This window comes from Deefgea salmonis, from assembly GCF_020531905.1.
Classification (GTDB): domain Bacteria; phylum Pseudomonadota; class Gammaproteobacteria; order Burkholderiales; family Chitinibacteraceae; genus Deefgea; species Deefgea salmonis.
On record NZ_JAJAWG010000005.1, the window covers coordinates 38,233 to 60,247 of the forward strand.

General features: G+C 50.6%; 25 protein-coding genes. 14 read left to right on the forward strand and 11 right to left on the reverse strand.

The window, feature by feature from the left end; genetic code table 11:
• Nucleotides 1–226: 226 nt before the first annotated feature.
• The gene (thiD, locus tag LG219_RS09285; protein WP_226764217.1) at nucleotides 227–1,102 is read right to left on the reverse strand and encodes a bifunctional hydroxymethylpyrimidine kinase/phosphomethylpyrimidine kinase; all 876 of its coding nucleotides are present in this window, start codon (nucleotides 1,100–1,102) and stop codon (nucleotides 227–229) included.
• 63 nt (nucleotides 1,103–1,165) lie between these two features.
• Between thiD and LG219_RS09290 the strand changes: the two genes are divergently transcribed.
• From LG219_RS09290 to LG219_RS09330, 9 genes are all read left to right on the forward strand, one after another.
• Nucleotides 1,166–1,330, forward strand: coding sequence for a rubredoxin (locus LG219_RS09290; RefSeq protein WP_226764218.1), 165 nt, complete (start codon nucleotides 1,166–1,168; stop codon nucleotides 1,328–1,330).
• An 18-nt stretch (nucleotides 1,331–1,348) separates the two neighbouring features.
• Entirely contained in the window at nucleotides 1,349–2,221 is an 873-nt protein-coding gene (locus LG219_RS09295; RefSeq protein WP_226764219.1) for a M48 family metallopeptidase, read from the forward strand.
• A gap of 37 nt (nucleotides 2,222–2,258) precedes the next feature.
• Nucleotides 2,259–2,687 carry a CopD family protein gene (locus LG219_RS09300; protein WP_226764363.1) on the forward strand — a complete coding sequence of 143 codons (429 nt, stop codon included), beginning with the start codon at nucleotides 2,259–2,261 and terminating at the stop codon, nucleotides 2,685–2,687.
• Between the two features lie 54 nt (nucleotides 2,688–2,741).
• Nucleotides 2,742–3,134, forward strand: a complete 393-nt coding sequence (locus LG219_RS09305) for a DVU_2496 family lipoprotein (protein WP_226764220.1) — start codon at nucleotides 2,742–2,744, stop codon at nucleotides 3,132–3,134.
• The gene (locus LG219_RS09310) at nucleotides 3,134–3,598 is read left to right on the forward strand and encodes a CYTH domain-containing protein (RefSeq protein WP_226764221.1); all 465 of its coding nucleotides are present in this window, start codon (nucleotides 3,134–3,136) and stop codon (nucleotides 3,596–3,598) included. The genes LG219_RS09305 and LG219_RS09310 overlap by 1 nt, the downstream gene beginning before the upstream one ends.
• Nucleotides 3,599–3,600: 2 nt before the next feature.
• Nucleotides 3,601–4,155 (forward strand): GNAT family N-acetyltransferase, encoded by a 555-nt coding sequence (locus LG219_RS09315; RefSeq protein ID WP_226764222.1) that lies wholly within the window; start codon nucleotides 3,601–3,603, stop codon nucleotides 4,153–4,155.
• Nucleotides 4,156–4,190: 35 nt separating this feature from the next.
• A complete protein-coding gene (locus LG219_RS09320; protein ID WP_226764223.1) occupies nucleotides 4,191–4,607 on the forward strand; it encodes a GFA family protein in 417 nt (138 codons plus the stop codon).
• A gap of 811 nt (nucleotides 4,608–5,418) precedes the next feature.
• Entirely contained in the window at nucleotides 5,419–6,693 is a 1,275-nt protein-coding gene (gene hemL, locus LG219_RS09325; protein ID WP_226764224.1) for a glutamate-1-semialdehyde 2,1-aminomutase, read from the forward strand.
• A 9-nt stretch (nucleotides 6,694–6,702) separates the two neighbouring features.
• Nucleotides 6,703–7,446, forward strand: a complete 744-nt coding sequence (locus tag LG219_RS09330) for an alpha/beta hydrolase (protein WP_226764225.1) — start codon at nucleotides 6,703–6,705, stop codon at nucleotides 7,444–7,446.
• 50 nt (nucleotides 7,447–7,496) lie between these two features.
• On the opposite strand, the gene LG219_RS09335 is transcribed toward LG219_RS09330, so the two are convergent.
• From LG219_RS09335 to mgtE, 5 genes are all read right to left on the reverse strand, one after another.
• Nucleotides 7,497–8,165 carry an alpha/beta hydrolase gene (locus LG219_RS09335; RefSeq protein ID WP_226764226.1) on the reverse strand — a complete coding sequence of 223 codons (669 nt, stop codon included), beginning with the start codon at nucleotides 8,163–8,165 and terminating at the stop codon, nucleotides 7,497–7,499.
• A 113-nt stretch (nucleotides 8,166–8,278) separates the two neighbouring features.
• On the reverse strand, nucleotides 8,279–9,715 hold the full coding sequence (locus LG219_RS09340) for a catalase (RefSeq protein ID WP_226764227.1): 1,437 nt from the start codon (nucleotides 9,713–9,715) through the stop codon (nucleotides 8,279–8,281).
• 393 nt (nucleotides 9,716–10,108) lie between these two features.
• Nucleotides 10,109–10,429, reverse strand: a complete 321-nt coding sequence (gene grxD / locus LG219_RS09345; protein ID WP_250647269.1) for a Grx4 family monothiol glutaredoxin — start codon at nucleotides 10,427–10,429, stop codon at nucleotides 10,109–10,111.
• Nucleotides 10,430–10,512: 83 nt separating this feature from the next.
• On the reverse strand, nucleotides 10,513–11,319 hold the full coding sequence (gene prmC, locus LG219_RS09350) for a peptide chain release factor N(5)-glutamine methyltransferase (protein WP_226764228.1): 807 nt from the start codon (nucleotides 11,317–11,319) through the stop codon (nucleotides 10,513–10,515).
• Between the two features lie 15 nt (nucleotides 11,320–11,334).
• Entirely contained in the window at nucleotides 11,335–12,771 is a 1,437-nt protein-coding gene (gene mgtE / locus LG219_RS09355; RefSeq protein ID WP_226764229.1) for a magnesium transporter, read from the reverse strand.
• Nucleotides 12,772–12,795: 24 nt separating this feature from the next.
• Between mgtE and LG219_RS09360 the strand changes: the two genes are divergently transcribed.
• Together LG219_RS09360 and cls are read left to right on the forward strand one after the other, a co-directional pair.
• Complete coding sequence (locus tag LG219_RS09360) at nucleotides 12,796–13,107, forward strand: hypothetical protein (protein ID WP_226764230.1); 312 nt, start codon at nucleotides 12,796–12,798, stop codon at nucleotides 13,105–13,107.
• Between the two features lie 31 nt (nucleotides 13,108–13,138).
• Entirely contained in the window at nucleotides 13,139–14,563 is a 1,425-nt protein-coding gene (cls, locus tag LG219_RS09365; RefSeq protein ID WP_226764231.1) for a cardiolipin synthase, read from the forward strand.
• An 82-nt stretch (nucleotides 14,564–14,645) separates the two neighbouring features.
• Here cls and LG219_RS09370 read toward each other — a convergent pair whose 3' ends face one another.
• The 3 genes from LG219_RS09370 to LG219_RS09380 form a co-directional block, all read right to left on the reverse strand.
• On the reverse strand, nucleotides 14,646–14,906 hold the full coding sequence (locus LG219_RS09370) for a hypothetical protein (protein WP_226764232.1): 261 nt from the start codon (nucleotides 14,904–14,906) through the stop codon (nucleotides 14,646–14,648).
• Between the two features lie 328 nt (nucleotides 14,907–15,234).
• Nucleotides 15,235–15,693: a hypothetical protein gene (locus tag LG219_RS09375; RefSeq protein WP_226764233.1), complete on the reverse strand. Its 459-nt coding sequence runs from the start codon at nucleotides 15,691–15,693 to the stop codon at nucleotides 15,235–15,237.
• Nucleotides 15,694–15,720: 27 nt separating this feature from the next.
• Nucleotides 15,721–16,617 carry a DMT family transporter gene (locus LG219_RS09380; RefSeq protein WP_226764234.1) on the reverse strand — a complete coding sequence of 299 codons (897 nt, stop codon included), beginning with the start codon at nucleotides 16,615–16,617 and terminating at the stop codon, nucleotides 15,721–15,723.
• A 134-nt stretch (nucleotides 16,618–16,751) separates the two neighbouring features.
• Here LG219_RS09380 and LG219_RS09385 point away from each other — a divergent pair, with 134 nt between their 5' ends.
• Both LG219_RS09385 and LG219_RS09390 read left to right on the forward strand, forming a co-directional pair.
• Nucleotides 16,752–17,657, forward strand: a complete 906-nt coding sequence (locus LG219_RS09385; protein WP_226764235.1) for a LysR family transcriptional regulator — start codon at nucleotides 16,752–16,754, stop codon at nucleotides 17,655–17,657.
• A gap of 361 nt (nucleotides 17,658–18,018) precedes the next feature.
• Nucleotides 18,019–19,098 (forward strand): hypothetical protein, encoded by a 1,080-nt coding sequence (locus LG219_RS09390; protein WP_226764236.1) that lies wholly within the window; start codon nucleotides 18,019–18,021, stop codon nucleotides 19,096–19,098.
• 801 nt (nucleotides 19,099–19,899) lie between these two features.
• On the opposite strand, the gene LG219_RS09395 is transcribed toward LG219_RS09390, so the two are convergent.
• Complete coding sequence (locus LG219_RS09395) at nucleotides 19,900–20,979, reverse strand: metallophosphoesterase family protein (protein ID WP_226764237.1); 1,080 nt, start codon at nucleotides 20,977–20,979, stop codon at nucleotides 19,900–19,902.
• Nucleotides 20,980–21,426: 447 nt separating this feature from the next.
• Between LG219_RS09395 and LG219_RS09400 the strand changes: the two genes are divergently transcribed.
• Entirely contained in the window at nucleotides 21,427–21,675 is a 249-nt protein-coding gene (locus tag LG219_RS09400; protein WP_226764238.1) for a DUF2502 domain-containing protein, read from the forward strand.
• Between the two features lie 195 nt (nucleotides 21,676–21,870).
• On the opposite strand, the gene LG219_RS09405 is transcribed toward LG219_RS09400, so the two are convergent.
• Complete coding sequence (locus LG219_RS09405) at nucleotides 21,871–22,011, reverse strand: hypothetical protein (protein WP_226764239.1); 141 nt, start codon at nucleotides 22,009–22,011, stop codon at nucleotides 21,871–21,873.
• Nucleotides 22,012–22,015: the final 4 nt, after the last annotated feature.

Below are 22,015 nucleotides of genomic sequence, written 5' to 3' on the forward strand. Positions count from 1 at the left end.
CCAAGAAGCTAATCCAAGAAGCGGCATAAAAATACGCTAGCGCTAGGGCCTGTTGACGTTGGGTTTACCAGCCGATTTGGTGCGGATTTTGGCCTGAGGTAAGGCACGCAGCGCGCAGCGTAGTCATTCTACGCCAACGCGTTTGTCACGCAGCATCAGGCCCAAAGCCGCTAAACCCTGCGGGCTGGGCACGTTGATACCGAGGTGTTTCACGTGAAACATCGTGTTATGACTGGGTGGGTGGCTCTAATTCTTTACGGATTGCCGCTTCGATTTCGGCGGCCGCTTCTTCGGCAGTTGGGCGCGCCCAAAACATTCGATCAGGGATAAATTGCCCCATTCCCGGGCGAAATGCCGCCGATAGCGCTTGCGAAGTAAAGTCTTGTGCATCTTTGACGGCATCTGCGATTTCGGCACCATTGGCAAGTGCACCGGCAATCGCTGAGGCCAAGGTCGCTCCCGCACCATGATAGCTGCCGGGTAAACGTGGCCATTGATCGGTGCGCACCCGGCCTAAGCGGCTATACAGGGTATTGACCACTTTCGGCGTTTTTTCATGCGTACCGGCGATTAGCACATATTCGCAACCACATTCCAAAATGCGTTGCGCAGCGGCATCGAGTGGCATGTCTTCTTGTTCGTCGGGATCGTCCGAAGCCAATAATCTCGCCTCGGTATTGTTGGGCGTAACCAAATGCGTGTGTGGCAACAGCAATTCGCGCATCGCGCTAATCAGCTCTTCATTGGATAATTCCTCGCCGCGCCCCATGCTAAATACCGGCTCTAAAATTAAAGGAATATCTGGATAGTCTGAGGCGATTTCAGCAATGACCGCTAAGTTTTCCACGCTGCCAACCATGCCGACTTTGATCACATCAATTTTGATGTCTTCTAAAATAAAGCGCGCTTGTTCATCAACGATTTCAGAATCGACGGCATGAAATTCTTGCACGCCAGCGCTGTCTTGTACGGTGATGGCAGTAATAATTGGTAAGGTGTGGCAGCCCAATGAGGCGAGGGTCAATACATCGGCCATTAAACCCGCACCACCAGAAGGATCATTCGCAGCAAAAACTAGTACAGTGGGTGGCGTTGGATTCATAAGCACAGATTTTCTTTGTTCGGTAAAATTAGAATTCTAAACCACTCTGAGTGACTTATCGCAATGAAAAAATATATGTGCCTAATCTGTGCGTTTATTTACGACGAAGCTGAAGGCCGACCAGAGGACGGTATTCCAGCCGGAACGAAGTGGGAAGACGTGCCCATGAACTGGACTTGTCCTGATTGCGGCGCACGTAAAGATGATTTTGACATGGTGCAAATCTAATATTGCTGGAGCAGGCTGATGAAACGTTTAATCCTAAGTTTAGCCATGGCCTCGATGTTAACGGCCTGTCAGCAAGTAAGTACCACCCACGCGGGTGCAGTTGGCGCTACGCGTAAACAAAGCATGCTGCTGTCTAGTCAGCAAGTGGATCAAATGTCGGCCGCTAGCTATGCCGAAACCATTAAAAAATCATCATCGCAAGGCAAGCTTTTACCGAGCAATGACCCAACGGTGCGTCGAGTGCGCGATATTGCTCAGCGACTCATTCCGCAAACGGCGGTGTTTCGCCCCGATGCTTTGCAATGGCAATGGGAAGTTAATGTTGAGAAAAGCCCAGAGCTCAATGCCTATTGCATGTCTGGCGGTAAAATTATGTTTTACACCGGCATTATTGAGCGCTTAAAACTCACCGATGATGAAATCGCGCAAATCATGGGCCACGAAATCGCCCATGCCTTGCGTGAGCATGGCCGTGAAAAAATGAGCGAAGAATACGGAAAAAGCATTGCTTTACAAGGCGGTATGCAGCTGTTTTCTATCGCCACCGGTGGTAAATATGATGCCTATCAAGATCTTGCCGGTAGTGGTTTAAATACGCTGGTTGATGTCAGCTACTCATTACCCAATAGCCGAACCAATGAAAGTGAAGCCGATGTCATGGGTTTAGAGTTGGCGGCGCGTGCCGGCTATAACCCCAATGCTGCGGTGAGTTTATGGCAAAAAATGGCGGCGCAAGGCACAGGTAAAGGGCTGGAATTTATGTCAACTCACCCATCTAGCCATACGCGGATTGCTGAATTACAAGCCAAAATCCCGGTGGTGATGCCACTGTACGAAACCGGGAAAAACAAAGCGAAACCCAGTAGCAAGCCAAAGAAAAACGCGTCTTAATGTAAATTAAGTCGGTGTGTTGGCGCTCAAATAAGGAATAACCGTGCTGTGGATTAAATCATTACATTTGATTTTTGTTATTAGCTGGTTCGCTGGGCTATTTTATTTACCGCGTATTTTTGTCAATTTAGCCATGGCCAAGCAGACCGATGAGTTAGCTCGGCTCAATTTGATGGCGCATAAACTGTATCGATTTATGACGCCACTGGGTATTTTGGCGTTGATTTTTGGGGTATGGACTTGGGGTTTTTATGACTTTTATATGGGAGAAGGCTGGCGCTGGATGCATGCCAAATTGGCCTTAGTCGCAATTTTAGTCGGCTATCATATTGCCTGTCGCCAAATGCTATTGGCTTTTGCCGCCAATAAAAATACCCGCAGCCATGTGTGGTTTCGTTTTTTTAATGAAATTCCAGTGCTGATTTTATTTGCCATCGTGATTTTGGTGATTGTTAAACCGTTTTAATTTTTGGGCTATCCATTGCGAGATAGCCCATTTTTTATGCAAAAGGATTAAAAAATGAAAATCATGCTGCCTATTTTGCTGGTCGGCTTACTCGCCGGATGTGGTGAAACTGCGCCAACCGCCAAGCAATGTGGTGTTTACGCCATCGGTCCAAATCAAATTAAAGCCATTGTTGGTAGTCAGCACAGTGAGCCAGCGCCAGGGCGCACCGCCAAAGCGGATTTACCTGCCGACTTTCCAACGGCCTTACTCGACCCAGAAAATTTCTATCGCGGCATGGGGGTGTATTGCAGCGCTGATGAAGCAAGGCAGGCGTTAGTTGACCAAAAACATAAGGATTGGGGCGTATTTGAGATCGATAGCGATTGGAATAAAAACGTCTACAAAGCCGACGATGGCGCTCATCACTTACGCGAATCAGCAAAAATTAAACAGGCGGTTGAATAATGGCCGTTGAAATCGAAAGAAAATTTTTACTTAAAAATGACACTTGGCGCTGCGATATCCATCGCAGTACACGGATCGCGCAAGGCTATTTATGCACCGACCCTGAGCGCACAGTGCGAGTTCGGGTGAAAGGCGACGCGGCATTTTTAACGATTAAAGGCAAAAATTCTGGAATTAGTCGCTCGGAATTTGAATACGAAATCCCGCTGGTCGACGCGGTCGAATTACTCAAACTCTGTCCACAAGTTTTGGATAAAACTCGGCATTTACTCAGCATGGATCAGCACACTTTTGAGATTGATGAATTTCATGGCGAAAATGCCGGCTTAATCGTCGCAGAACTCGAGCTGGCTAGCGAAACGAGCACTTATCCACAGCCGGAATGGCTCGGTGCTGAAGTTTCCGGTGATGCGCGTTATTACAACAGCGCACTGTCAATTACCCCGTTTAGTCGTTGGTTTTAAGCATGAATGATTTTCCAGTTTTACACACTGAGCGCCTTATCCTGCGCGAAATTGTTGATACCGATGCACAAGCTCTATTTGCTATTCATGGCTGCGCTGAAGTGATGCGTTACTTTGGTTCTGATCCTCTGATGGAGTTAGCACAAGCGCAGGCCTTGATTGCTACTTTTTCGCACTGGCGTGGCGAAGGAAACTCCGGTATTCGCTGGGGCATTAGCCAAAAATCAGATGGGAAATTGCTCGGTAGTTGTGGATTTTTCCGTTGGAACCATGCTTGGCGCAGCGCGATGGTCGGCTACGAGCTCGCTCAATCGGCGTGGGGGCAAGGTTTGATGCAAGAGGCCTTAGCCGCCATTTTGCCGTATGGTTTTCACGCAATGAACCTCAACCGCATAGAAGCACAAATTCACCCTGACAATGCGGCATCACTTCAACTGATGCCCAAGCTCGGTTTTGTTCACGAAGGCCAGTTGCGTGAGGCTGGATTTTGGGGTGAAAAGTTCAACGATTTTGTGCAGTTTGGGGTTTTGCGGCGGGAGTATCTTGAGCAAGCATAGATGCCGATGTAACTAAAAATAATGTGAGGATTTCAATGATCAAGAAAGTCGGTGAGACCGTTATTCAGTTAAAGCACCCAGCGAGTTGTCATTGCGGTGCGGTGGTTTTAGAAATTGATTTGCCCGATGGCATTGTTGATCCTCGGCATTGCGACTGCTCGATATGCCGACGCAAAGGCGCGGTGGTCGCTTCGGTATTGTTGTCTGGGATTAAAATTATTCAGGGCGAAGCCGTTTTGCGCTTGTATCAATTTAATACCCAAACGGCGAAGCATTATTTCTGCTCGGTGTGCGGGATTTATACCCACCATCAACGCCGCTCAAACCCGCATCTATATGGTTATAACGTCGGATGTCTTGAGGGCGTTAATCCATACCAAATTCCGAACATTAAAATTTATGATGGCGTGAATCATCCTGCCGATCAAAGCACGACTTCTGCAGTGAACTAGAATTCTTATTCAAAAATATTGATGTATATATCGCTACGCCTTTATTTGTATGGGATATATTCAGATACCCATAATATTGCGATCATAGCAAATAGCTATTACGACAAATTCAGCACGGCAAACAAGTCTGAAAACCCGCAGTAAAATACGTTGATTTGATGATTTTTCGTATAAAAATCAGTGCTATGTGGGTAACTATTTATCGTGACTGATTAAATATTGATCAACTCTGTATGTTTCGAGCCGAAAACCACGATGGATCATCAGCCTCGACCTTTTTTGCCAAACCCAATACGCTTGATGCCGAGATAAACCCCCGAAAAAAGGCAATATTGCGTCTTAATGTGGGCGGTTTTTATGCTAAAAGTAGTCTTCACCGGCGTTTTATTGGCCTAGCTAACGATTTTTTCTGCTGGCCTCCAGCGCAAAGCCGCAATGCATTGCTTGTCCTTACTGCGTCTGTATGTGTTTGTGTTGGTCGACCACTTTATTGGCTCTTTATTGCATAATCTAGGTCGTGACAACGGCGTTTTTTTTGAGTGCGGCGTATTTTTGGACTAAATTTTCCCCCGGTTGCTTGGAGGCTTACAAATTTAAAAAGAAAGGCCTGTTGCGTTGCGTATCAATGGAGGCCGTGGTGGGTATTTTTATGCCATGTGCGTCTTTTTTGCTAAAAATATAAGAATGTTCTTGTTTTTTGTTTGCTACGTACTTTGCCGTAGATGCCTACATTTTTTAGTAGGTATATGAATAAAACGCTTATAAATTAAGGCTTTTATCTATATACCCATTGTTTTATAAGGAAAGTTAAATGACTACACGCAATGAGCAGCTGTTTGAATCGGCTAAAAAACATATTCCCGGTGGCGTGAACTCGCCAGTACGTGCTTTTGGTTCAGTCGGTGGTACGCCATGCTTTTTTACCAAGGGCGAGGGCGCTTATGTTTGGGATGCCGATGGTAAAAAATACATTGATTACGTTGGCTCGTGGGGTCCGCTGATTTTGGGTCATGCCCACCCAAAAGTGATCGCGGCGGTGATCGATACCGCTAAAAATGGCATGAGTTTTGGTGCGCCAACCGAGGCCGAAGTGACGATTGCCGATGTATTGTGCGAAATGCTGCCTTCTTTGGAGCAAGTTCGTTTGGTGTCGAGCGGTACCGAGGCGACGATGAGCGCAATTCGCTTGGCGCGTGGCTTTACGGGGCGCGATAAATTGATCAAATTTGAAGGCTGCTACCACGGCCATGCCGATAGCTTGTTGGTGAAAGCCGGCTCTGGTTTGCTTACATTTGGTAATCCATCGTCCGCTGGGGTGCCCGCGGCAGTGGCGGCCGATACGATTGTCTTGCCTTACAACGATGTGGCGGCGCTTGAGGCTTTATTTGCTGAACAAGGCAGCGAAATTGCCGCGATTATTGTTGAGCCTATCGCTGGCAATATGAATATGGTGCAGCCGAGCGCGCAATTTGTCGCGGCAATGCGTAATTTGACCACGCAGCATGGTGCGGTATTGATTTACGACGAAGTCATGACCGGCTTCCGTGTTGACTTACATTGCACGCAAGGACTACATGGCATTACGCCAGATCTAACGTGTTTGGGTAAGGTGGTCGGCGGGGGTATGCCTTTGGCGGCTTTCGGTGGTCGTGCCGACATCATGGGCTATTTAGCGCCTTTAGGCCCGGTGTATCAAGCGGGCACTTTGTCGGGCAATCCGGTTGCAGTTGCTGCAGGATTGGCGACGTTAGCCGAAATTAGACAAGATGGTTTCTTTGCGAAGTTAAGCGCACAAACGGCGAAGTTAGTCGCTGGATTAAATGAATTAGGCAAAGATCACGGACTTTGCGCGCAGTCAATGGGGGGGATGTTTGGTGTGTATTTCGCCGAAGTTGTGCCAACGTCATTTGCCGATGTGATGGCGTCTGATCGTGCCCGATTTAATGCTTTTTTCCACGCCATGCTCGATCAAGGTATTTATTTAGCCCCATCGGCATTTGAAGCTGGTTTTGTTTCGGCAGCGCATAGCGATGCCGATATTGATGCCACTTTGGCGGCAGCCAAAATCGCCTTAAGTCGCTGCTAAGAGGCCAATATGACTGCGATTACGCCGTTAAACGTTGAAATGGCCGGCATGCAGCTGATCGGTAGCGCGCATTTGCCTGAGCACGCCGAGCAAGCGGTATTAATGCTGCATGGCTTTACTGGCAATCGAGTGGAATACACTTATTTTTTTGTTACTTTGGCACGAGTATTGGCCGAACGTGGCATTGCGGTGTTTCGCTTTGATTTTTTGGGCTGCGGCGAGAGTGATGGGGCATTTGCTGAGGTTTCTGTCGCCAATCAAGCGGCACAAACCCAGCATTTATTGGCGTATTTAGCTAAAAACTATCCACAATATCAACGGCATTTGCTCGGATTTAGCATGGGCGGTTTGGTGGCATTGCAAACCGCTTTGGCCGATTCGGCATTGATTCGCTCATTGTGCTTATTGGCGCCAGCAGCCAATTTGGCGCAAATTGTTGAATCGGTGGCGGCGAGTAATCCCCAGGTGGGCGCTGCCGGTGGTGTGGATTTTTTAGGTTTAGAGATTAGCGCGCAATTTCGCCAAGAATTGGCGCAACTCGCGCCATTTTCCGGCTTAGCCAGTCTTGAAGTCCCCGCTTTGGTGGTGCACGGCCAAGCCGATGCGACAGTACCGGTGGAGATGGGTGAACAAGTGGCGGCGTGTTTGCCCTGCTGCCAGTTTGAAGCTTGGGCTGATGCCGATCATACCTTTGCTCGGCAAGCCGATCGCCAGCGTTTAGGGCAGCGCATCGCTGATTTTGTTTTGGCTTAAATAGCAGCCCACCGCGTGCGCAAACTTGCGCACGCGGTGGCGGCTTTAATTTACGCTAAAGATTTAGTCAAAAACTGGCCAATCAATTGAATCTCAGGCAAGCAAACCGAATGCTGAATCGGGTAGGTTTGCCATTGAACTTTCACCCCTAAATCAGCGACAAATTGTTTGGCTTTTTCACCGAGGGTAATGCCAACTACGGGATCGTGGCTGCCGTGGGCGGCCAAAATTGGCGTATTTTGGTTGGCGGCAATCGTGGCTGATGTCAGTAAAGATTCTGCTGGCAGATAAGTCGACAAAGCCACAATGCCTGCCAACGCTTCTGGATGGGTTAAACCGGCGGTATAGGCAATGGCACCGCCTTGGGAAAAGCCCGCCAGAATGATACGGTGGCTGGGTATCCCTTTGGCGTTTTCGGCGGCAATCAGGGCGCGAATCGCCGCCACCGATTGCTCAACGCCAGCGATGTCAGCTTGGCGGCTGATTTGATCAAAATGCACAATATCGTACCAAGCGCGCATCACATAGCCGTTATTGCAAGTAATCGGCATCATTGGCGCATGCGGGAAAATAAAGCGCACGGCCAAATCGCTCGGTAGGCCAAGCTCCGGCACAATGCTCACAAAATCATTCCCATCCGCGCCAAGGCCGTGTAGCCAAATCACGCTGGCGGTTGGATTAGGGGCGGTTTCAAGCGTGACACAAGCGAGGGTGCTCATTACGACTCCAAAAGAAAATCAATCAATCTCGCTATGCTAACAAAGATTGCGCTTCCAGATAAAAAATCAGCCCGACAAAGCGGGCTGATTGGTTTAATACGACGAGTGCGAGCTTATTTCAAAGCGGCGCGTACCCCGGCGGCGTAATCAGGATGAATCAATGCAAAGTGGCCCAATTGGCGCTCAATGATAAATTCCGGTACGCCCTGCATGGCGGCAGCCAAATTGCTATACAAGCGTGATTTTTGGCCGTCATCAAACATCGCCCACAGTGCGCGCGGTTGCGAATAATCATCGTTGCCTTCACGGTGATCAAAGCGATCGGCATCGCCGCTGATTTTGAGCGCTGGCTCAGCCACAGCAGGGTTGGCGACTGGGCCGCCAAATGAATTTGGCTCGTAATATGCATCTGGATTTTTATCCATCGGCATAAAGTTCATGGCACCGTCGCGATGGTAAGTATGCACTGGGCATTTTGGTGCGTTCACTGGCAATGATTCGTAATGCGTACCAAGGCGATAGCGGTGTGCATCGGCATAGCTAAATAAGCGCGCTTGCAATACTTTGTCTGGAGAAAAACCAATCCCCGGAACGATATTGGATGGGCTAAACGATGCTTGCTCTAGCTCGGCAAAGTAATTCACCAGATTGCGGTTTAATTCCATCACGCCCACTTCGATCAAAGGGTAATCGCCGTGCGGCCATACTTTGGTCAAATCAAATGGGTTGTAGCTGGTTTTGTCCGCGTCGGCTTCCGGCATGATTTGCACCGAAACGGTCCAGCGTGGGAAATCACCTTGATCAATCGCGCCTAATAAATCGATTTGCGTGCTTTCGCGAGTTTGACCCACGACCTCAGCCGCTTCGGCATTGGTCCAATGGCGATGGCCTTGCTGGGTTTTAAAGTGGAATTTCACCCAGAAACGCTCGTTTTTAGCGTTAATAAAGCTAAATGTGTGCGAGCCATAGCCATTCATATGGCGAACATCGGTTGGCAAGCCGCGATCAGAGAATAAAATTGTTACTTGATGCAAAGACTCAGGCGACAACGACCAGTAATCCCACATTGCGGTATTGGAACGTAAATGCGTGCGTGGATGGCGTTTTTGCGTGTGGATAAAATCAGGGAATTTCAGCGGATCGCGGATAAAGAACACCGGCGTATTATTGCCGACCAAATCCCAATTGCCTTCTTCGGTATAAAACTTCACCGCAAAACCGCGTACATCGCGCTCAGCATCGGCCGCACCCAATTCACCGGCAACAGTAGAAAAACGCGCGAGTAAATCAGTTTTTTTGCCGATGGCGCCAAAAATATTCGCCTTAGTGTACTGGCTAATATCGTGGGTTACGGTGAAAGTGCCATGCGCGCCCCAGCCTTTGGCGTGGACTACGCGTTCAGGAATACGTTCGCGATTTTGATGCGCTAGTTTTTCCAGCAACTGCCAGTCTTGCAATAAAATTGGACCACGTGGACCTGCGGTCAGGCTGTTTTGATTGTCGGCAATTTGTGCACCGGCAGTGGTGGTTTGAAATGGACATTGGCTCATGGACTTTCTCCTAATGGCTAGCTGCAAAATGAGCGCTGATCTCTTCTAGCGCTTTGAGGGATTCTAGAAGCAGATTTAGCATCGCTGACACTCTGATTCAAATAATAAGGTTGAAGTATATGCAGCGTTTTGAAATAGTGAAATTTGATTATAAAGATCGAACCGATTGATTTTAACTAACGAATAGGGTGTGTCGATTGATTTAATGGGTATTGATAATCAATCCTATTAAAACAAGGCTTGCGTGATTATGCGGGGAGGGGGTATGGCAGAGTGTTGCGCTATATCAAAGCAATAAATCGCCGACAAACGTAAAAATTCACATCGTAATCGGCATAAAAAACGCCGTCATTGCGACGGCGTTGTGTCATTTGCTTCTGAATGATTTAGGGATTATTCAGCGTCTTTAAATTCGTTCAACATGGTTTGCAATTCGCCGTTGGCGTAAAGCTCTTTCATAATGTCTGAACCGCCGACAAATTCACCCTTGATATACAACTGCGGAATCGTTGGCCAGTTGGCGTATTCTTTGATGCCTTGGCGAATATCGGCATCGGCCAAGACATTCACCGCAGCAAAACTCACGCCACAGTTTTTAAGGATTTGTACTGCGCCCGATGAAAAACCGCACTGTGGAAACGATGGCGTGCCTTTCATGTACAACACCACAGAATTGTCGGTCACTTGCTGGCGAATAGTGTCTTGAATACTCATGATGGCCTCAAAAGCTTGATTGATTTAGTCGGGTATTGTAAGCGCATGCCGAGTTAGCGGCAAGCCCACCGAGCATGGATTTTCTAGCCGTAGCGGCCACCGCTCACGCGGTCATTGTCGCCCAAATCACGCCACGTTTGCACTTCGCTAAAGCCCGCTTGCTGCAATAATTCGCGGCATGCTGCGCCTTGATCCCAGCCGTGTTCTAGCAACAGCCAAGCGCCCGGTTTGAGCTGAGCTCGTGCCGCGCTAATGATGTGCGTCAAGTGCTGCAAACCATCGTGACCATCAGTCAGCGCGCCGCTAGGCTCAAAGCGTAAATCGCCTTGGCTTAAATGCGCGTCGGCCGCATCAATATACGGCGGATTGCTAACGATTAAATCAAAGCGCTCGCCAGCCACCGCTGCCAGCCAATCCGATGGCAAAAATCGCACCTCAGCGCCCAGCGCTGCTGCATTGCTTTGCGCTACAGCCAAAGCTGCCGGCGAAATATCCAGCGCCGCCACCGTCAGATCTGGCCGCTCGAGTTTGAGGGTAATTGGAATGCAGCCCGAGCCCGTACCCAAATCAATAATGTGCCCAGCTTGCGGCGCATGGGCAATCGCCAATTCAACCAGTAATTCGGTATCGGGGCGCGGAATCAGCACGGCGGGTGAGACTTGAAATTCGCGGCAATAAAACTCACGCGAACCAAGGATGTACGCCACCGGCTCGCCAGCTCGTCGCCGCGCTGCCAAAGCAGCAAACGCTGCGTGCTGATCTTCGCTGGCGGCGTCGCTATCATGGCCAATCAGCCAAGCGCGGTTTTTTTGCACGATATGCAGTAGCAACACCTGAGCATCAAAACGCTCAATACCACTGCTGACAATTAATTCACGATACGTTGGCATATTGCTGGCTCTGGTTTACATCAAAAAGATCGTCGCCAATCCCAAAAAGATAAAAAATCCTAGGCTATCGGTGAGTGCGGTAATCAGCACCGACGAGCCATAAGCGGGGTCGCGGCCAAATTTTTGCATAATTAGCGGCACAAACAAACCGACCAAGGCCGCCACAATCATATTGAGCATCATTGCGCCCATCATCACCAAGCCCAAACCCATCTGGCCGTATAAAGCCCACGCCATCACGCCCAATACGCTGCCCCACATCAGGCCATTAATCAGCGCAATGCCTAATTCTTTGAGCAGCAACATCCGGGTATTGGACGGCTGAATTTGCCCCAGCGCCAAACCGCGAATAATCAGCGTGGTAGTTTGCGTGCCGGTATTGCCGCCAATCCCCGACACAATCGGCATTAAGGCTGCCAGCGCCACCAAATGCGAAATGGTATCTTCAAACGAGCCAATCACGCGGCTGGCGATAAAGGCAGTACAAATATTCAGCGCCAACCACGGCCAACGATTTTTAACCGCCTTGCCGACGCTAGAAAACAAATCTTCGTCTTTCAAACCGGCTAAAGACAGCACTTCGGCGTCGGATTCTTCACGAATCACGTCGACCATTTGATCCACGGTAATGCGGCCAATCACTTTGTGATTGCTATCGACCACGGGCGCTGACACCAAGTCATAACGCTCAAACGCTTGCGCCGCTTCGCCTGCGTCGTCAAACGGTTGAAACACCACCACATCGTCGGCCATCATTTCTTGCACGTATTGCTCTGGATCGCTTACCAGTAATACGTTTAATGGCAATACCCCTTTAAGGATGTCATGATCATCAACGACAAACAGCTTATCGGTATGCGTGGGTAGCTCGTCAAAACGGCGTAAATAGCGCAAGACCACTTCGAGCTTAATATCGGCGCGAATCGTCACCATCTCAAAATCCATCAGCGAGCCGATTTGATCTTCGGTGTACGACATCGCCGATTGCACTTCGGCGCGGTCTTCTGCGTCGAGCGTATCGAGCACTTCACTTTGCACGGCGCTCGGCAAGTCCGGCACCAAATCGGCCAGCTCGTCGGTATCGAGTTGCCCGGCGGCGGCGACCATTTCGTGCGGCGCCATATCGGCCAGCAACGATTCCCGAACGGCGTCGGAGACTTCGAGCAAAATCTCGCCGTCGTCTTCAGCGTCGACCAAGCCCCACACCATTAAACGATCAGCGTGCGGCAGCGCCTCTAAAATATGCGCAATATCGGCCGGATGCAGCGTGGCCAATTTCATTTGTAATTCGGTGAGGTTCTGTCGATGAACGAGTTTTTCGACTAAATCATGCTTGGGACCTTCTTGCTTATGTACCATCCCTTCCACGAGCTTGTGCCGCTCTAAAAGCCGAGTGACTTGTTGCAAACTGTCTTGCAAGCTTTCTTGTGGTTTCCGGGTGAGTACAGTCATAGGCAGGCCCTAGTCGGCGGTGGCATGTCTGCCACGCAAATTGAAGATAGGCGCGCAGTTTACCACGCGACTGTGACCAAACGCGCTTTAGCGACGTTTAGGCCGATGTTGTGGGCGATTCAAAGCCGAAGTCATGCGTTTTGCGCGAACTGGCGGCAAAAATACCCGCGCGTGGCAGGGCAAACCAAGGTCAAACTGGTGACATTCACCCACGCAAAACGGGAATTCGCTTACCGCAGCATCCGTGCCTGCGTGTTAGCATCAAAATATTCAGTAGATTTAGATAACGTGTTGTTGATTTTAAGTGCCTGCGGCACGGCATCAACACGAGACTAAACATTGCCAATATTCAAGCTGGGAGCAATGTATGCATTGGAATCAAATACTGGCCGTGGTGTTTGTCGCGATCCAGTTGGTGTTTATTGCGCGGGCGATTTTGCGGCCGCAGCGCGAGCCGGCGTCGCGGGTGGCGTGGATTGTGGTGATTATGCTGCTGCCGGGCTTGGGGGTGTTGGCGTATATCTTGCTCGGCGAAACTAGTATTGGTCGGCATCGCATTGCGCGCTTGCATCAAGTCAATCAAGTGTTGCAGCAGGCCCAAACCACCCCATGGCCGCAGCAAATTCCCGAGCGATTTAGTCAACTATTTCGTTTTGGCCAATCGGTGAATGGCTTTGTGCCGGTGGCGGGTAATCGCGCGACTTTGCTGGCCGACTCCAGTGCCGCGATTGACGCCATTGTGGCCGATATCGACGCCGCCACCGAGCATGTGCATCTGATTTTTTATATCTGGCTTACCGATCACAGCGGGCTGAAAGTGGTTGCCGCCTTGCAACGCGCCGCCGCGCGCAAGGTGGCCTGCCGCGCCATGGCCGATGGTTTGGGGTCGCGCTTGATGATTGCCTCACCGCATTGGCAAGCGATGCAAGACGCTGGGGTGCAAGTGGCCGTGGCGCTGCCGATTGGTAACCCGATTTTGCGGCCATTGCGTGGCCGCATTGATTTGCGTAATCACCGCAAAATCGTCGTGATCGATCGCAATATCACCTATTGCGGTAGCCAAAATTGCGCCGATGCGGCGTTTTTGGTCAAAGCCAAATTCGCCCCGTGGGTCGACATTATGTTGCGCTTCACTGGCCCGATTGCCCAGCAAAATCAGCTGTTATTTATGAGCGATTGGATGGCGCAAACCCACGAAGACTTAAGCTGCTACGCGCAATACACCCCGCAGGCCAATGCCGGCGGCTTTGTTGCTCAAGTGATTGGCACTGGGCCAACGCTGCAGTATTCGGCGATGCCCGAGGTGTTTGTGACACTGATGTTTGCCGCCCAGCGCGAGTTATTTATCACCACGCCGTATTTTGTACCGGATGAAGCGATGCAAGCGGCGCTATGCGCCACCGCGCGGCGCGGCGTAAAAACCACGATTATTTTCCCTGCTCGCAATGATTCATGGATTGTCGCCGCTGCCAGCCACAGCTATTACGGCGAATTACTCGCCGCAGGCGTTGAAATCTATGAATACATCGGCGGCGTTTTACACGCCAAAACGCTCACGCTGGATGGTGAAGTCAGCCTGATCGGCTCGGCCAATATGGATCGGCGTAGTTTTGAGCTTAATTTTGAAAACAACATCCTGCTGTACGACGCCGCCATCAGCCAAGATATCCGCCAACGCCAAGCGCACTATTTGGCGCAAAGCCAGCCCGTCACCGCCGCAATGGTCGAGCAATGGCCGATGCACCGCCGCTTTTGGAATAACACCATCGCCATGCTCGGGCCGGTACTGTGAGCCGGTTCAACACTGCATCCGCGTGCGCAACGGATTTGCGCACGCTACTATCGCCAATCTATTGGGTATCTGCTTGCTGGCATTAATTATCGATGCTTGTAGTACCGTAGGTTGGGCTAAGCTTGCGCAGCCCAACGTTTACCGCGATAAAACAACCGCCCGATTTATTCCGGCGGTTTTGTTTTATGCGGCTGCGCCGCGTGATTTTGGGTGCGCGTTCCGCCGCGCGGGCGGGAATGGGACTTTGCTTCTGCAAAGCCCCCTTCACCCCAAAGCAGCCCCCGGCATCTGCGCCGACTTCGTCGGTGCCCTCGCTGCGGACAATCGAGGCGGTTGCGCTCAAAACTCGGCCTGCGGCCTCAAACAATGAGCGCAAAAACCCCGCCCCGCTTGTTCCTCACTCGGCTTGATACAGGGGATGACTAGCCCCAGACCCACGATCAAGACGATATTAAGATGTATTGCCAGCAAAGCTTTGCTGTTCAAGGGCTAGATCGAGATACATCATTAATCGCGTGCGCCGCAATGCTTCTGTAGGGCGACAATAAGCGAAGCGCATTGCGCCGCATGGATTTTGGTGCGCCTTGGCGCACGCGGTGGCGATGTTGGGCGTTAGCGCATAAAAAAACCGCCAGTCATCACTGGCGGCTTGGGGGACAATCGGGGCCGACTTAGCTGGCGTAACCGATTTCTTCTAAATCTTGATGCAGCGTGTTGAATTTGTAATTGATATAAAACACCGTAAACAAAAACGTCCAACCGCCATGAAACCAATCTGCGCTGGGTGCTGGGCTGGCAAAAATCAGATTAAAACGGCTACGCATCTGAAACGCCCACACAATCGCCAATAGCGACGTGGCAATACTCAATAAACTGCTGGCCACATTAAACGCATGCTCAGGCGGCACAAAAAACGACGCCACGGTAACAATCGCGCTCAACATATAGCAGCCAAATAGCCCTTGAATCAGCAGCGGAGAAATCGGCGGCATATTTGGGATTTGCAGCAATTTTTGGCTCTGCTGCTGCACATAAAACGCCGTGTAAATCCCTAAACTGAGCGCGCTTAGCAAATACAAACGCCAAGTGCTTTGGCTTTTCATCAATTGGATGATTTCTTTACGGTTCACAATAAGTCCTGCTGGGAATGAATCGGGCTAAAGCAGCGCCACCCGCCAACGACGACCCGCCCATGGCTGTAGCACTGCAGTCAAAGAGGCTAACACAATCAAGCCACCACCGATAAGCAGTTGTGCATTGAAAGCCTCACCCAGATACATCACCGCAAATAAAGCGCCAAATAATGGCTCGCTGCCGAGCAGCACCGCGGCGCGTGAGGGCGAGCTACGGGCGATGGCATAATTTTGAGCAAAAAAAGCCAACAAAGTACACAGCAGTACCAAAAACAAAGTACCGCCCCAGAATGTCATCGACTGCGGCAAGGCCGGTAATCCGTCGCTCGATGACAAGGCCAAAACCAGACAACCCAGCGCCAAAACGCCAGATTGTACGGCGGTGAGCGCCAGCATATCCGGTGGTGATTGCGTACAGCGGCGCTTGGTTTCAACCATCATTAGCGCCCGCAACACCGCCGCCGCTACCATCAAACCATCGCCTAAATTGAACGCCATATGCAAATTACTAGCAATCAATGCCGCGCCCAAGAGCGCCACAGCAGCGGCGATCCACATCCCAATATCGGGCGACTTTTTTAGAATTTGCCACTCAAACCACGGAGTAAATACCACGCATAGCGCAATCAAAAACGCGGCATTGGTCGCCGAGGTTTTGGCTAAGCCAAAGGTTTCACACAGAAAAATCGCCAACAAAATCCCGCCCAAAGGCAGGCCAACTCGAATGGCGTTTTTCACTGCAGGCTGACGCAAATGACGCAAACTCGGCAGCAATAGCACAAAGGTAATCCCAAAGCGTAATGCCAAAAAGCCCAGCACCGGGTAATACAGCAGCGCCATTTTGGCGACGCCATAACTACAGCCCCACACCATGGCCACCGCCAATAACATCAGCTCAGGCAACGGTAAACGATAGCGCATGGGCTTCTCCTTATCGCCAAAGTCTTGGCTGTTCACTTTGCTGGGTTTTTCAATCGGGCTCGATTGGGTTTTGGCATTATCAATTTATACTCAGCGATTGATAATCCATTCCAATTGCATAGGACTTGTGCGCGATGAGCACAAATGATCGATTGCTGGCGCTATTGCCGGATTTGGCAGTGCTGGTCAAAGTCGTCGAAAGTGGCAGCTTTTCGGCGGCGGCGCGCGCGCTTAATAGCCCGCCGTCGAGCGTGAGCCGGCAAATCTCGCGGCTCGAAGCGGCGCTTAAAGTGCAGTTGTTTGTGCGGACCACGCGAACGCTGCGCCTGACTGAATCTGGGCAAGCCATCGTGCAACACGCCACCGACATGCTCGCCGCCGCCCGCGCCGCCGTTGCTGTGAGCGAAGTGCGCGCCACGCCGCAAGGCTGGGTGCGGCTGTCGGCGCCCAAAGCCTTTGCCAAACAAGTCATTCAGCCCTTGCTGGGCGAATTTTTGCGCCACTATCCCGAGGTGAATGTGCAGCTCATCGTCACCGATCGGCTGACCGATTTGCTGCAAGAAGACATCGACTTAGCCGTGCGTATTACCGACCAGCCACCCGAAGGCTTCATCGCCAAAGCGCTAATGCCGATTGAGCAAGTCTTGGTCGCATCCAGTGGGTATCTGCAGCAACGCGGCACGCCACAAGCGCCAGACGAGCTTACCCAGCATGATTGTATTTATCTGGGCGAACACGCCAATGACAATCGCTGGCTATTGCGCCAAGGCGACATCAGCCACAGCGTTGCGGTGAGCGGGCGCTTTATCGCCAACCACACCGAAATCCGCCTCGCCGCCGCGCTCGATGATTGGGGCATCGCCAGCCTACCGCACTTCACCGCCCAAGCCGCGCTACAGGACGGCCGCCTCACGCGCGTGCTCCCCAACTGGCAACTGCAAACCGCCTACCAAGGCACCGCGTATTTGCTCTATCCACCGAATCGATATTTGGCCCCGAAGGTTAGGGGGCTGGTGGATTGGTTGGTGTTGCATGTTTGAAAACTTGATGAAAAATTCGTGTAATTATGCTTACGCTTTGTAGGTCAATGGCATAAGATGTGTGCCGACGAATGGTAGTTTAAGTGCCTACGGCACGTGTTTTGCAGTCGCAATCCGCGACGGGGACTCACTTTCTTTGCTTCGCCAAAGACCAGTAAGCAAAGAAAGGCGATTTTGATCTCGCCCTGCCCAACGAGCGCGGCACAGCATTAACCCAAACATCGCCCATCAATTGAACGGTAGGTCAGCAAAATGATGAAAAGAACGCTACTTCTCACGCATTGCCTCAGCGCAGGCTTTTGAAGAAGTGTTAAATACATTTTTGATTTTCTAAATATCGCCTAAACAAGGGACTTGGCTGATGACTGTATCTAATCCAACAGATGGCGAGGAGCCGAAGAACATATCTTTGAAGTTGCTGCTTGGCTTGAAGCCAATCGCTGAGCCTGCTACGTCGGTTGGTATTGTCTATCTGTATCCGCTGCGGACAACTGATATGACCGATTTCGAAGAACTGGAACCAGCGGATGCTGCAAATCAGCTCAGAATCTTTCTCAGTAGCATTGCCAGCCTAACGCTTGAATCTGATGCTTTTCCAAAGCGTATCCCTCTCGATGCTGCAATTGCGAAGGCGCTTTCAGGTGAAGAAGTTGAGCAGCTTGCAGAGGAATATATTAAAGCTGCTACTTGGCAGAAACGTGAGGATGACAGCCAAGATATTAAGCTACCTATTAGGACCGAAGATGAAGCTGCTTCTTCATATCTGATTCGATTGATACAGCACGAAATTGATTTGAATAGACACGCTTGGAAGAAACTCATCTCGAGCAGTGGAATTTTCGATCAAGTGCACAAAAGCGCATCAGCTCTAGGCTCAACTTTGAGTGAGTTCGAAAAACTCACCAAAAAACCACTCGAATCCACTTTAGGTAATTATTCAAACCACACTGATCACCTCAGGAGACCCAATTTCTCGTTTGTAGAGCAAGCGCGGGAACTGGCGGAAGTGCGTTCTGAAGAAATGGAGTTGACGCGTCTAACGGGGAAAATGACAGCGGAGTCGGCCAAGGCACTCAAAGACTTGGTCGAGGCGGCAACGACCTTGATGGAGCAGATGGACGAGCGCGATCAAAGAAGCGATGAATCAACGCGTAAACAAATCAAGATTGCTCTGTGGTCAGTTGGTTCTTCTGCATTCTTGGCACTCATCGCAACGGTATTTGCAGGTTTCTCATACTACCAAGACAAGAATAACAACTCTGCTGGTGATCAATGGCAGGATAAAGTTCTGACTGCCATCGAACGAGGAACTCAGCAGAGTTTTATTCTTGAACGAGAGAATCAAGCGCTTTTGGAGCAGGTGAAATCTCAGGGGGCTCTTATTGCCAATCTGGAAGCTGCACAACGCGCAAACGCTAAAACACCGCGTACAGCGCAATGACGTAGGATGCAGCGAGTAACTCGTAAACCGCAATCGTAGGGTGCTGAAAGCTACGCGAATCGCGCCGTTGCGATGCTTATTTACGGCGCATTCGGCGCAATTCGCTGCGCTCATTGACGCCCTACGGTGTCGATGTATTTGCTTGTAGCCTTTGATTTTCAATGCTTTGCTGGCAATACATCGATGTTTTTTATTGATCGTTGGTATGGGGCTTGAGATCCCGTGTAAGCGCACCGAGTGCGTCAGGGACGAACGGTTTTATCGTTTGGCTCGCGACAATCGAGGCGACGCCAAAGCTTAGCGGCTTGCCGCTTAGCGACGCGGGGTGCATAGCTGAACAGCGGAGCTGGGCGCGTTCGGGTCGCCTTCTTTTGCTTACTTTTCTTGGCGAAGCAAGAAAACGAAGTTTCTGCGCAGCTAAAAGTAAGTGCCGCGCGGCATGAGCGCAATGCTGGAAACCGCGCTGCCGCTCAACATTTACCCGCGCTTGTTGGGTTGCGTAGGCTTAGCCCAACTTACCCAAGTTACTCATTAGCTGCTGCGATAAGGTGCAATGCGCTAATGCTTATTGTCACCCTACAGCAGTCGTGATGCTGGCGGCTTGTGGCGGGTCACGACGGCAACTCGTAAGCCGCAATCGTAGGGCGCTGAAAGCTACGCGAATTGCGCCGTTGCGATGCTTATTTGCGGCGCATTCGGCGCAATTCGCTGCGCTCATTGACGCCCTACGGTGTCGATGTATTTGAATCTAGCCTTTGATGCTCAATGCTTTGCTGGCAATACCTCGATCAAAACTCGCTTTTACATCTCAATGTGTTTGAGCAATTTCGTCGGGCCGTATTGATCGTCAAAACCATAAGTATCAACTTCCACTTTACCGCTGGCGTGTACTTTGACGTGCGCCCATGCATAGGTGCGATCATGTGGATTGTTGCTGTCGCCCGGATCGGCGCTAAATGGCGATCCGCCTGAGCCCACCATCACTTGCCACGCTTTGCCGCCTTGCGTTTTGGCGGGCTGCATCGCGTTATAAATATGTTCGTGACCACAGAAATACGTTGCGTTCGCGTCTTCGATCACTTGCCAGAATGCTTTGGCGTGCTCTGGATCTTTGTCCAAGCCTTCCAAATCAATGCCCGGTTTAAAGAAATAGGTGTAGGCCGGACGATGGCCAAACACGAATAAACGCTGTGCGCCGCGGGCTTTGGCTTGCGCCAAGTCGGCCTTTAACCATGCAACCGGCGCGTGTGCATCATTGCCAACTGGGTCGGTATTGATGACGACGTAATGCGAGCCAGCAAAATCAAATGAATACGATAATTGCGATTGATCGGTGCTGATTTTGTCGTCGCCACCGATTTGTGGGGCGTTTTTCGCGTCAAAGGCGCTCAGATTGCTGCCTACGGCGGTTTGCCAGCGTGCTGAATCTACGATCAAATCGCCCATATTTTCGCGCCATGTGTCTTCATTGCCTTGGCGAGCGATTTTTTTGGTTTTGCCTTCGTCTTTGAATTTTTCTTGTACTTCATGGTTGCCCGGCACTGGTACCACATAGGTGCCGCTTTCTTGCAGCCCGGTCACCATGCCGCGCCAGTAAGCATATTGGCGGTTCAGCTCGGCCTTATTGGTGGTGTAGCCCATAATCATGTCGCCATTAAAAAACAGCGCGTGCGGCTTTTGGGCTTGGATTTCGCGCAAAATGCGCGACCAAGCTTTGGTGTTTTGCAGCCAGATTTTGTCTTGCGCATTGAGCTTATCCGACGGCTCGGCGCGTGAATCACCCACCGTGGCAAACGACGCCACCACCGGATCTTTGGGAGCAGCATGAATTGAAGTGCTTAAAGCTAGACCAGCAACAAGGCTGAGCAGACTGAGTTTCATCGCAGTATTCGCCGAATAAAAGGGCGAATACTAGGCGGACTATATGACATGTGGATGACAGATTTGAAAGCAATAGCGAGCAGGGCCTACGGCGCTATAGCCGAGGGTGCTGATAGCGACGCTAATCGCACTGTTGCGGTGTTTTATTGCGGCGCATTTGGCGCAATTGGCGGTGTGCATTGACGCCTTATGTTATTGATGTATTTAGCTGTAGCCCTTGATTATCAATGCTTTGCTGGCAATACCTCAATGTTATAGCTTGAGCATTGCGCTGGGGCTGGTATGGGTAGGCGGGTTTGAGCGCTGCAATACTCATCAAGCAAGGTGATGAAGGCGCTGTTGCGTTAGCGGGTAATGTGAGGTGCGCCCTAGCTGATGCAAGACAATGCGGGTATTAATTCATGATTATTTTTATAACCACGTTGCTTTTTAATGAAGGAGTCGATGATGAAAAAAATGCTTCTGCTGTGCTTGATGTTGAGCGCGCCGATATTGGCGACTGCGGCCGATATTTCGATCGATGGTATGACGATTAAAAGTGGTAGTACGACGATTCGCTTTGGCGATCAAGATCAGCGCGGCAATTATTGGGATGGCCATTATTGGCGTGATCCGGTGTATTGGGAAAAACACCACGGTAAAGGCAAAAACAAAGCACATTGCCCGCCGGGCCAAGCTAAAAAAGGCAATTGCTAAGCAATATTGTAGGGTGCTGATGAGCACCGCGAATCGCGCCGTTGCGATGCTTATTTACGGTGCATTCGGCGCAATTCGCGGTGCTCATTGACGCCCTACGGTGTCGTGATGTTGGCACCTTATGGCGGGTTATGCCTGCGGCTAAGCCGCCCTATGGTACTCACTATCCCGATCCAATTTGCTGCGCGAGCCGGTTTAATCAAACCAGCGTTTTTTTTTGTGATACGGTTTTTTGCCATAGGGCGTTTGGCCTTGGTGGCTGCCGCCTTTTTTCTTCATCACCCATTTGAGTAACAGGCTCAGTGCGCCGTAGAACAGCTTTTGCTTCATGCTCATCCGT